At 52.8% G+C, this 13,153-nt stretch carries 2 protein-coding genes (1 of these 2 cut by a window edge); both read right to left on the bottom strand.

The features are described from left to right. Positions 1-11,762: SDR family NAD(P)-dependent oxidoreductase (locus ACLD72_RS17960; RefSeq protein WP_458476089.1), on the bottom strand; the 11,762-nt coding region annotated here is incomplete at its 3' end. After that, a protein-coding gene (locus ACLD72_RS17965; protein WP_411000651.1) for an SDR family NAD(P)-dependent oxidoreductase crosses the window boundary here: on the bottom strand, positions 11,759-13,153 show its final stretch. 8,799 nt of this gene lie beyond the right edge of the window; the window shows 1,395 of its 10,194 coding nt (coding positions 8,800-10,194); its start codon lies beyond the right edge, outside the window; its stop codon occupies positions 11,759-11,761. The genes ACLD72_RS17965 and ACLD72_RS17960, both read right to left, overlap by 4 nt.

Here is a 13,153-nt window from a genome sequence, read left to right on the forward strand (position 1 = left end):
CCTTCATGCAGCTCCCGCGCCGGCGCTCCCTCGACGATCATATGACAGTTCGTTCCGCCAAATCCGAAGGAACTGATGCCCGCCCGGCGCACGCCATCCGCCCCTGCCCATTCCTGCAAAGAGCCGTTCGGATAGAACGGGGAATCCACGAATCGGAACCGCGGGTTCGGCTCGTTCAGATGCAGTACGGGCGGCAACTGACCGTGATGCAAAGCCAGCACTACCTTGATCAGGCTGGCGATGCCCGCCGCCGTATCCAGATGGCCGATATTGGCCTTGACCGAGCCAAGGCCGCAGAAGGCTTTGCGGTCCGTCCGCTTCGCGAACACCCGGGTCAATGCCTTGACTTCAATCGGGTCGCCGATCATCGTGCCGGTTCCGTGCGCCTCCACATAGGTGACCGTCTCCGGATGCACACCGGCCTCTTCCAGAGCCCGCTCGATCACCGCCGCCTGCCCCTCCAAATCCGGCGTCGTAATTCCCATCGTATGTCCGTCGTTGTTGACAGCGGAGCCTTTGATCACCGCATAGACCGTATCGCCGTCCGCTAATGCCCGGCGGTACGGCTTCAGCAGCACCGCCCCGACCCCTTCTCCCGGCACGAATCCGTTCGCCCGTTTGTCGAACACGTGGCAGGTTCCGTCCGGTGACAGCGCCTTCGTGGCGCTTAAGCCTTCCAAAAACTCGGCGGAAGATTTGATCTCTGCCCCCCCGGCCAACGCCATGCCGCACTCACCGTCGCGCAGCGCCTTGCAGGCATAGTGAACGCTGACCAGCGAGGAAGAGCAGGCGGTGTCAAACACCAGACTGGGACCTTTCAGATTAAAAAAGTCCGAGATTCGCGCCGCATTGAAATTGGCCAAACGCCCAGTCACGGCAGCCCGCATGGAAGCATATCCATCGGTGCCTGCGGCCGCGGCGGCTTTGTACGTTCCCCCTCTTGCCCCAACGAACACACCAACCGGCTGTCCCCAAAGACTGCTCTTGGAATAACCGGATGATTCAAATGCTGTCCAAGCCGTCTCCAGCAAGATACGATGCTGTGGATCCAGGGCCGCCGCCTCCGCCTCGCTGAATCCAAACAACGCAGCGTCAAACCGATCGATGTGCCGGACAAACCCGCCTTTCGAACTGTAACGCCCGAAGGTAGCTTCCGGCTTCGTTCCCTGCAGCAATTCAAGCTCCGTTCTTTCATCCGGCACCATGCGGACAGCATGAATGCCGTTCTTCAGCAACTGCCAGAACTCATCTGGCGAGTCTGCCTGAGGGAATCGGCAGGCCAGACCAATTACTGCGATATCCTCGCCGGCAGCGCCCTCAATCGGCTCCGTCGCCGTCCGGTTTGCTTCCGCCAGCCTCTCCGGAATGCTTCCGGCCGCTGTGGCGCTTTCCTCTGCAGCCAAAACAGCCGGCGAATCTGTAAAACTCCGTGACGCTTCCCGTGAGGTTAGATTGAAATAGGGCACTGTTACCTTCGTTTCCGCTTGAGGAGCAGGCTCTGCTTTTTCAACTAATTCTGTCGCTTTCTCTGCCGGCCAACTTTTCGCAAGCTCATGTGCTAAAGCGGGCACAGTAGGGTAATCATATAGCCATGAGATTTCTGCGGGACTCCCTAAGCGGCGTTCCAGTCTTTCGATAAACCGTTGCAGGATCAAGGAATCCATACCCATTTCTTCAAAAGTCCGTTCCTCTGACATTTCGTGATCCTGCAACAACAACAGCTCTTTAAGAACCTGTCGAATAAAGTCCTCGATCTCACTTTGACCATTATTTTGAGAATTAGACGCCAGGCTTCGGGCCTGTGCCTCCTCTCCGAATTGCGCTTCCCGTCCGCGGACAAGTTCCGGTTCATTCCCACCCAATTTATAAGTAACCGCCGGATCATCAGTGGCAATTTTTTCAGCGGACGCTTCATTGATCACATAAACGGAAGAGGGGACATCTGCAAACAGACAACTTTCGAAAACATTCAATGCCTCTTCCGATTCCAAAGGCAGCATTCCCGCCGAGCTCATTTGCTTCAACATTCCAGCGGACGCTTCCATTCCTCCCTCGCGCCAATAGGACCACCCGATTGTAAAATATCGTGTTTCCCCGGAATTCGCTTTTTCTTGCGCATAAGCATCCATAAATGCGTTCCCGGCGGCATAATCCGTTTGGCCGGGATTGCCAAACCAAGCGGACAGTGAGGAAAAGCCTGCGATCCATTTAGGCTTCAGTCCCCGAAAAACGGTATCCAACAGAGAGTAACCGACCGCTTTCGTTTCGAATATTTTCTTGAATTCGGAAAATTGTTTGTTTTTAACGAGTGCATCCCGCTTCAAGCCCCCCGAATGAACGATCCCATCTAATGTTCCGTAATGTTTCCTGATATAATTTGCAATGAAGGCCAGCTTCGTTTCATTTGTGACGTCAGCGTCGAAATAGACAACCTCGGCTCCTGCAGACTCGAGTGCGGTAAGATCTCGAATCCGGCAGGCGACGGGGTCGTCTTCTTCATGTTCCATCGCATACGAATGCCAAGCTTCCTTCGGCGGAATTGAAGTTCTGCCGGTCAGAATTATCTTGACACCGTTTCCGCGGGACAAATGAGCTGCGATCTTAAGCCCGATTCCCGAAGCTCCTCCGACAATTAGATAAACTCCACCCTGCTCCGGAATCGGAGAAACCAAATGTTCAGCAGGCGTCAGTCTGGCGAGCCGCTGAACATAACGTCGCTTGTCCCTGTAGGCAACGACCGGAACTTTCTCTTGTTTTGCCATCAACTCTTGGAGAATCAAGGAAGCCGTTCCCCGTTCTTCCACCGCGTGATCGGCGAAATCCACACATCGGCATACCTTTCCCGTCTCTGAACGGATGGTTTTGAGCAACGCAGCCACGGAAGCCTGAGCCGGTCTCACAGAATGATCCGCCGGACTTACCGGAAAGGCCCCGTGAGTAACAGCGTAAATTGCCGTGCGATTTCCTGAAGCTGCTCTCTCTAGCGCCTTCTCCAGCAAAAATAGAGAATAGACGCCTTTTGTCCACTCTTTGCGGGACACTTCAAGTCGTTCAGAATCGGTCTCGGCCACACGATCCCACATGTGGATAATGGCATGGACGTTCCCGTACTGCGAAGACAATTGATCAACTAAGGCTTCCCAATGTTCTTCCAGGCCGGGGTCAAGGGTATAGACATCCTTTTCAACGGACGTAAAGGCAGAAGCCGGCTCTGCCATCACTACCCGCTGCCCCATTTCTTTCAGGAGACTTGCGAGTTCTTCGCAGCAGGATGATGAATCACCGAGCAGGAGCCATACTCTCTGTTCGGGAAAAGAACTCCAACCCGGCGCATCTAGGGACATGCCGCTCAGTTCCCATACCGGGTGATATATGTGCGTCTGTCCAAACGTATTTTCGGTCTCTTCCGCTTTTGTTGATGAGGCTTCGGGCCGTATTACCGCCAGCTCCCGAAAACCGCGGGCGTCTGCAGCCAACTGCGGCAAAGCATCCATTTTCTTCTCCTGCTCGTCCTGCATCCAGTAGGAGCTTCGCTGAAAGGCGTATGTCGGCAATTCCAACTTGTTGTATGCCGACGGCAGAAATTCATAATATTTTGTCCAATCTATGTGCGTCCCCGATGCGTATAGCACCGCCGCCGCCTTGCATAACGAATGAAAAGCCGCCCCCTCCGACAATGCCAGGTAACGTTGCAAACTTTGCGAATTTCCGCCACACTTGCCTCCCAAGTGCAGGACGATATCTTGTTCTTCAGTCACATGACGGCCGATACACTCCCAGAGGTCAAACTGCCTATTCTCCTTCTCCCAATAGTCTGAAGAAGCCACGGTCGCTGAATCCATGATCGTACCGTCCAGACTGGATACGACCGGAACAAGCGGCGAAGCCACGGACACCGTTGCTAGCAATTCTTTCATTTGTTTTTCAAAATCCATCAACCCCTGCCCAAAGGTACGGCGATGTGCCAAGAGGGTTACGGCATCTTCCAGGCGAAGCATCCCGGACAATACGGCGGCCGACCATTCTCCCACACCTTGCCCGATGTACAGGCCAGGCTTCATTCCCCAATCTTGAAGGGTCATTACCATCGCATATTGGAAAGCTAATAGCGACAGATCCCGTCCAATGCCGGAACCGGCTTCCAGTGGAACTGCAGTACACAGGCCTGCATCGTCATTATTCAGGCTGATATACGGGGCCGCGGCTTGAAGCACGGTTTCCCGATGTCTCAGAAAGGCCGGGTGATCCCTCAACACATCCCGACCTCTGGCATCGCCATGATCCGCCTCATTTCCCAGAACAATGACATTTCGGCGTTTCTCCGCTCCTTCGGATCTAAAAATTCCCGAAGGGGCAAGCTTGGACCGGTCTTCCAGCAAGGTAGCTAGTTTCAATTTGTCGGCCAGACCCTCGATGCTGTCAGCCTCAATCGAAATCCGGCAGGGAAAATGTCTCCTGCCCTCACCTGCCGTCCGGCAGATATCTTCAAGCCTCCATTCCTTATGCCGGTCTACCGCTCCGGAATACCGGTCTGCAAGCTCATTGAGAGCGTGGCGGTTTTTCCCGGAGATGGTAAGGATGAAGGGAAGCCGCGCCTCTTCTTTTTTTACCGTTCCGGGATTTATCGGAGCTTCTTCCAAAATGACATGGGCGTTGGTCCCCGTCAGACCAAAGGAGCTGATTCCCGCTCTGCGAGGTGCTCCTACCGTATACCACTCTGAAGTTCGATCATTCACATAAAAAGGGGTATCGGAAAAATCGATATATGGATTCGGGCAATTAAAATTCAGGGTCGGCGGTAGCTGCTTATGTTTCATAGCAAGAATTACTTTAATAATTCCCGCCATGCCGGAAGCCGGCTCCAGATGTCCGATATTCGATTTGACCGAACCGATGGCGCAATAATTTTTTCTGCCGGTAAAGGTTTCGAATCCACGGGTCAGCCCCTTTACCTCAATCGGATCGCCCAATGAGGTGCCGGTTCCGTGAGCTTCGACATAGGTTACCGTTTCGGGATGAACTCCGGCATTGCTAAAGGCCTCACGGATGACATTAGCTTGTTCCGAAGCGTTGGGCGCTGTCAGATTGTTGGAACGACCGTCATGGTTTACCGCCGTCCCCTTGATAACGGCATGAATCGTGTCCTGATCCTTCAAAGCTTGGCGAAGAGGCTTCAGCAGCAGAGCTCCGGCCCCCTCCCCAGGAACATAGCCGTCTGCCGAACGGTCGAATGTTCTGCAGATCCCTGATGGTGACAAAGCTTGAACCTGGCTCATCATAATATAATGCCTGATTCCAAGCACATGAACACCGCCAGCCAGGGCCATGCGGCACTCCCCGTTCTTTAAACTCTGGCAGGCTAAATGCAAGGCGGCCAGAGACGAAGAACAATATGTATCAACAATCATGCTGGGGCCGTTTAAGTTCATAAAGTGGGATACCCGGTTCGCCGTAACGGTATTGCCGTTGCCTAGGCTCCCGAAAGCCGATTCCCCTTCCTCCGACGGCAATCCGGCAAAATAGTTATTGTAGGAGGTACCGACAAATACGCCGACCTTGCGATCCGGTAGATTTCCCCCGTAGCCCGCGTGTTCGAAGGCTTCCCATGAGACTTCAAGAAACAACCGCTGCTTTGGATCCATCAGAGCCGCTTCTCTGGGCGATATATTAAAAAAAGCGGGATCGAACCGATCCATCTGTTTCAGAAATCCGCCGCGCGTACAGTACGTTTTGCCCGGATTGCCTGGCACTTCGCCGTAATAACGAGCCTTATCGAAGCGGGGAGAAGCCATCTCCGTAAGAGACATATTGCCGGAAATGAGATTGCTCCAGTATTCCTCGCCGCTATCGGCGTCAGGAAAACGGAGAGAGTAACCGATGATAGCAATGTCTTCGGATCTTACCGATGCGGGAACTCCGGTCGGCGATTCCGATAAAAGAATCTCCCTCGCCGCTACCCCGCCCATATGGGAAACTTTTTTTCCGGTATTGTCAGCATCATCGTGTAAAATCTCAGGGGCCGTTTCCAGATAAGCGATTCCTGATTCTTCCCTACGTATATTGCTTGTACTGTAAGTATCTTGTCCGGTCCGTTTCGGGCCTCCCTCTTTACTATGTTTCCCCTGCTGCGTGCCTTGACCGCTTCTGTAAGCTTCAAGCCGTTCCCCATACTCCCCCGTCAAATACGCAGCGAATTCGGAGATGGTCTGATATTCAAAAAATACTGTGGGATACAAATTGATTGTGAATTCACGTTCCAATTCGTGCACTAGTGATACCAGCGAGACGGAGTCCATGCCGAGCTCAAGGAAGGTGGGTTCCCGATCATCATCGGTCCATTCGCGGAATCCGGTCGCCGCTTGGACACGTTTCTCCATATGCTTACGGACCCAAGTTTCCAGGTCAATTTGTGCACGGGGATCGGCAGCGCCCTTGCCGGCGTCCGCAAATTCCATGTTCGGCTCTTGCTCCGGCTTATCCTGGGAATGGCCGGGGCCGCTGTCACCGAATGCATAAATATCCTTATTTCTGCGAAGATCGGCCACGATTTGCACTTCACCCGCTGCTACCGCTTTCTCCAAGGCATCCAGCCCTTTGTTCCCGCTAATGACGGCCACCCCCTGTCTGATTGCATTTTGTATGACTTTGGTATCTGCACTCATCCCCGTTTCCTCCCACAGTCCCCAATTGACTGACATCGTCAAGCCCGTAGACTGTTCCGATCGCCACCAGGCAAATCCGTCAACAAACGCATTAGCGGCCGCATAATCCGATTGCGATGCCGTTCCGGCAATAGAGGAAAGGCTTGAAAACAGCACAAAACATTTTAACGGTTCCTGCTTCGTCAGCAGATCCAGATTATACGCTCCCCAAATTTTCGAACTCATTACCTGCCGGAACGATTCCGCCGATTTCGTGGCAATAAAAGAATCTCGTATATGACCTGCCAGATGAAATACGCCGTCTATTGGCCCAAAACGGTTTTTAATCTGGTCAAGAACATCGCTCAATTGCTTTCTGTCGGTAATATCCGCGGTATAATAGACTAATTCCGGGTTTATTCCCCGAAGCCGCAGCAATTTATCTTTTTTGTCTTCAATCCCCGGTTCCGACTTCGCCGTACCGCGTTCATGGCCGGAAAGATCAACCGGGGTTCGTCCGATCAAAGCAATCCGGGCACCGTATTTGATGGACAGACGCTCTGCGAGTAAGGAACCGATCCCGCCCAAACCGCCGGTTATAACATATACTCCGCCGCGTTTCAGTGGTGCCGGCCGTTGTTCGGACAACTCGGGCGTTATTTCCTTCATTGCTGGCACAATGCGTTTGCTGCCGTCGTAAGTAACCAGAGGCTCGTTTGATCCACCTGCCATTTCTTTCATGAGAAGCATCTCTGCGGTACTGGGCACGGCGATGTCCAGAACGGAGAACTGTGCGCCGGGCATCTCCGCTTTTGCCGAGAGGATGAACCCTGTCATCGCCGATTTCCAGGGAATTGTCGCTCTCCCGGCAACGGGAAACGCACCATTCGTCAGTACCCGAAGTTCTTTGGCCCTTCCATTACTTCCGGACATTATTTCTTTTGCAATAGGGAGCAGTGCATAGACACCGAGCGTCAGGCCGTGCTCCCACGCGTTCCGAGAGTCAGCCGCGACCGGTGTTTGTCCGCTGACCCCTTCATCGAGGGTCCACATATGAATCACAGAACCAACAGGTTCAATTAACCCTTCCTTCAATGACCTCATATCTTCGCAGCTGCCCGGACGAACGGAGTATGTCCCATCATTTAACTTGGCGTATTCTGTCCCAGGGCAGACGGTAATAATGCGCAAGCCGTTTTCGCGCAGCCGGTGTTCAATCCTTTCGTGGTACTCATCCTCAAGCCGAAACAGCAGACAGAGTCCTTCCCGTACGGGGGGGCCCGGGTTAAGTTCCCTTATCGGACATTCCCTCCACACCCGCTTGTAGAAGACGATTTCGTCCAGCTTAAACTGTGAATCCTCTCTGTCGGAAAGAGCTGCCGCGAAATCGGAATGCGGGACTTTCTTCGCGTACGCATCCCTGATCAGTACAAGGGGAGTACCATCGCCACCAGTCAGGGTCAAGTCAAATTTGGTGATCTCGTTGTTGCTCTTGGTAACCTTACAGTTGGCCGTACAAGCACCTTGAACGGAACCCAACACGGCAACCTTGGAGAAATAAAAAGGTATAAACGAATGGGGCTGTTCAATCCGGTCATCCGGGCCGACTTCCAGCGCGGCAATTCCCTGCATAGCACTGTCGAGCAATCCGGGATGTATGCGGAAGGTTTTCCTGGCTCCATCGTCTTTAAGATCAAGACTTGCGACGACTTCCATTTCACCGGGATTGGTTTTCACCTCCTTTACTCCCCTAAAAAACGGCCCATGCCGGATTCCGATCTTCTCGGAATACAGCCGGTACAATTCTTCTCCTTTCAGCGTTCGGCTACAACGTCCAGCCAGCAAAGCGAGATCCGTCTGGTGCTCCTTTAACTGAACGGCAGTATTTACCATTCCCCTGGCGTGGACCTTCACCTCTTCGCCTACGCTTCTCAATGACAGGCTCTGCACCTCAAAACGGAACCCATCCCCAATTTTCTCCAGAATGATCTCCGCTCTCCGTTCCTTCTCCTCCTTCAGATACAGCGGTTCCAAGAAATGCAGATCTTCAAACAGCAATTGGCTCAGACCTGCAAAATCATGCACCGCCGCCGATACCGCTTCGATCCAGATGGTCCCGGCGATAACCGGTGCATTCCGCACGATATGATCTTTGAAGTACACTTCATTTTCGCAAAAGGTTCTGTAATAAATTCGCTTTGTATCGGACAGGAAAGTGAAACCGTCAAGCAAGGGGTGAGGATCGGTCATAGGATAAACTTCGCTTTCGGCCGTAGAATGATTCTTGACGGTGGAATGACCTTCGCTCGAAGGCCTGGATTGCTCTATCCAATGCCTCACGCTTTCGAACGGGTAGGTCGGCAACTGTTCGATGGCGGCCGGATCCGCCATTGTTTTGTACAGCGTCGGTGCCTTCGCTGCGAAGCCAGCCCTGTACAGTTCGGCTCGTGCTTCATTAACCGCTCTCCATACAGGTATCCCTTGCTGAAGTGTTGAAACCGATACGATCTCCCGAGGTCCCCCCAAATTTTGCACCAACTGGGCAAGTGTCTTGGATGGCCCTACCTCAAGAAAAACGTCTTTGCCTTCTTCCAGTAGAAGCTGTGCGGTCTCCATAAAACGAACGGGCTCGGTAATATGGGAAATCCAGTAATTGCTGTCTGTTCGGCTAATCTCGGCAGCCTGTAATGTGGAATAAAACGGAATTTTAGTTTCGTTGAACGAAACGGACGTGAGTACCGGGACGAAATCCTGCAAAACGGAATTCATCAGTGGAGAGTGAAACGCATGGGATACAGGCAATCTGCGATGTTCGAATCCCGCAGCTTCAAGAAGATTAAGCCACTGAACAACGGCGGACTCTTCGCCCGAAACAACGGTGTTGTTGATTCCGTTAACCGCAGCGATTCCAAGGAGCACCCGCCGTTCTCGCGGCAGGTTTTCCAAAGCCTCCTTCACACGATTTTGGGGGGCAAACACGACGGCCATTATGCCCTTTCGTTCCAGTTTATGCATCAGCAATCCCCGGTTGCCAATAAGCCGTATCCCTTCTTCCAGCGTAAACATTCCGCTTAGACATGCAGCCGGATATTCTCCTACGCTGTGCCCTATCACGGCACCGGGACGGATCCCCCATTCCATCCACAGCCGAGCCAATGCGTAATCCAGTGTAAAGGTAATCATCTGTGTTACGACAGTATCCTGTAATTCCAAAGCCGGAATGTCGCTACGCAGCAAGTAGTCCTTAAGAGACCGCTGTAGGTACGGAATGGCCAATTCCGAACAACGGTCCACCACCGCTTTAAAACATGGCTCCGTTTGGTAGAATACCTTGCCCATTCCTGAATACTGCGCCCCCTGGCCAGTAAAGAGAAATACCGGAGCTTTGTTTCTTCTTCCGCAGGAGCCATAACGCAGTACCTCCTGTCCGTTCGCTTCAGAGGACCAGGGCTTTAACGATTTCAGCAGCCGGGCTAGTTCTCCCGCACTTCGGTTCCATTGAACAGACAACCTATGACGATAAACGTCCCTGCCCTCCAACGCCCAATGGCAGATCTGGTGAAAAGTTTCCTCATCCGCATGCTCCAGCGCCATCCCGTAGGCATGCACCAGAGACTGCAGACCTTTCTCCGTAGCAGCGGAAATAGCCAGCATTTGAGAGCCCAGGTAGTGGAAGGCTTCTCTTCTTACCCTCACAGGAGCTTCGCACACTATCAGATGACAGTTGGTGCCGCCGAAACCGAAAGAGCTGATCCCTGCTGTTCTTGGTTGATTGTCCTGGGATTCCCATTCCTCCAGGCGGGAGGGAATGTAAAACGGCGAATCGAGCAATTGTAACCTGGGATTTGGCTCGTCGCAATGCAGGGAAGGCGGAAGCCGACGATGGCGAAGACACAGAAGAACCTTGATCAGACTGGCGATACCGGCGGCTGTGTCCAAATGGCCGATATTGGTCTTAACCGAACCCAAAGCGCAGTATCCCCGCTTTCCTGTATGCATACGGTACGTCTGCTCAAGCGCTTTGAACTCAATAGGATCGCCGATGACCGTCCCGGTTCCGTGGGCTTCTACATAACCAACCTGTTCCGGGTGGATCCCCGACTGCCGAAGGGCTTGCTCTAGCACATCCTTTTGTCCCTGCAGATTGGGGCTGGTTATGCCCATAGTACGACCGTCATTGTTCACCGCAGAACCCTTGATAACTCCGTATATGTTATCCCCGTCGCGGAGAGCGGCACCGAGCTGTTTCAATAGCACGGCACCCAGCCCCTCTCCCGCCACGAATCCATCAGCCTTCCTGTCGAAGGTCCGGCATTTGCCGTCTTCAGACAAAGCGCCGGAAAGACTCAGTATATAGTAAGGGAAAGGCTTCAACTTTAGCTCGCAGCCGCCCGCAAGCGCCATATCGCAATCGCCGGAACGAATGCTTTGGCATGCATAATGAACGGCCACCAGGGAAGAAGAGCAAGCTGTATCCACGGACAGCGAAGGACCCCTTAGATTAAAGAAATCAGAGATGCGCCCTGGAATCAGATTGGCCATATTGGCCGTCGCCATATCTTTGGATGGGACTGTTTTTCCAAACACCTCGTATGTTCCGGCCCTCGTACCGACGAACACGCCCGTTCGCGTATTTTCTATTTTCGACTTGGGGTATCCCGCACGCTCAAAAGTTTCATGGGCCAGTTGAAGAAACAACCGCTGCTGCGGGTCCATTAATTTAGCTTCACTATGGGAAATTCCGAAAAAAGCGGCGTCGAACTGATCGATATTTTCAATGAACCCCCCCCATTTCGAATAACTTGTGTTCGGAGTCCGCCTGGAGGGATCGTAGAATTCATCCAATGGCCAACGATCCGCCGGAATCTCGGTAATGGAATCTTTACCGCTGCTCAGATTGTTCCAAAATTGTTCCACAGAAGAGGAACCGGGAAAATTGCAAGCCAGTCCGATTACCGCTATATCCTCCGGATTTAATGAACCGGCCCCATTCTCCATGCCGATTTGATCGGCCGGGCCTTGTTCGACTGCGGCATTCAACAACAAGCGAGCGGCTTCCTCAGCGTGCATCCGTTTGCGAACCACTTCTTCGAGAATATAATCGAGATTCGATCCGTTCATATAATCTCCCCATCACTAACATATTTGTCCGCCAGAATTGCGAAAATCGCCGATTTGGCTTCCGATGTCGTCCATCTTCCCTCATACAAGCCCTCAAATATATTTTGCAATCGCAAGACGCAGTCTTCCGCTTCAAGCGTACCGGAGCTTGCATCTTTTTGAATGTCTGCTTCCTCATCTCCCAAAGAATCGTAACGAGGGGATTCCCCGAAATACCTGCGGTCCAAATAGGCGGAAAGCTGCCCTATGCTGGGATATTCTTCAAAACAGGAGGGATCTACCGCCGCTCCCGTATACTGTTCCAGCCGATACAAGGCATCTTTCATCATAAGGGAATCTATGCCGTATGCTCCCAACTCGAGGTCAGGCTCCAGTTCGCCGGGATCCAAACCTAGCAAACCGGTAAACAAGTCCGTCAGATATGTCAAGGTTCCCCCAGCATGACTCTGTTTGCATAAAGCGTCAGAACCGGGAGCTGGAGCTTTCCCCTCCCCACTTTGATCCAACGTAGAGACAGGAAGAGGCGGTGTGACTTTTTTCACAACGATATCCAAACCAAAATTATACCCTTCATGCATGCGCTCCAGTTCCGACAAGAACCGCTCGCGGTCTTTCAGTTTCAATACAGCTACATTTCCGTTAATGTTGTCAATACGAACAAGGAGATTCAGCAATTTTACTCCCTCCGCGTCCGTTAGCGGTAAAAGTCCATCTTCTTTCAGGCGTTCGGCCAGCCTCGGCTCAAGAACCATGCCTCCGCCTTCCCAGTATGGCCAGTTTACGGAAATCACCTTTTGTCGCGATTCCAGGCCGAGAACAGCTCCTGCTCCGTCCATGAAAGCATTGGCCGCTGCATAATCGGCCTGCCCAGCCCGCCCATAAAGCGAGGCAATGGAAGAAAAAAGAATCATATATTCGGGTCGATCATGGCGAAACAGTTCGGCAAGAGCGGCCAACCCATGGATTTTTGGTCTGCATACGCGACGAATGCTCTCTGGGGTTTTGCCGGAAAGCAGCGCGTCCTCCCTTGTCCCTGCACAATGAATCACTCCATCAATTCTGCCGAAAGCCCCGATCGTTTCCCGCAGCCATTCGAGCATCGCTTGCTTGTCGGAGATATCGACGGTTCCATAGCGAACGACATCACCGAACTTCTCTAATCTCAGCAGACGTTTAATTTTGGCTGCTGTACCCCCACGATCTTCGGACCGTATAAGCCTGTCCCATTCCGCTCGTGGAGGAAGGGGTTGACTCCCAGTTAAAAGCACGAGTCCAGCCCCCTGCTGGACAAGGACTTCGGCCATTGTCGCGCCCAGCCCTCCCAAACCGCCAGTGATTAGATATATTCCTCCCGGCTTGACTAATCGGCGCCGACCTGTTTCATAATCCGA

It is taken from the genome of Paenibacillus lacisediminis (assembly GCF_046567315.2).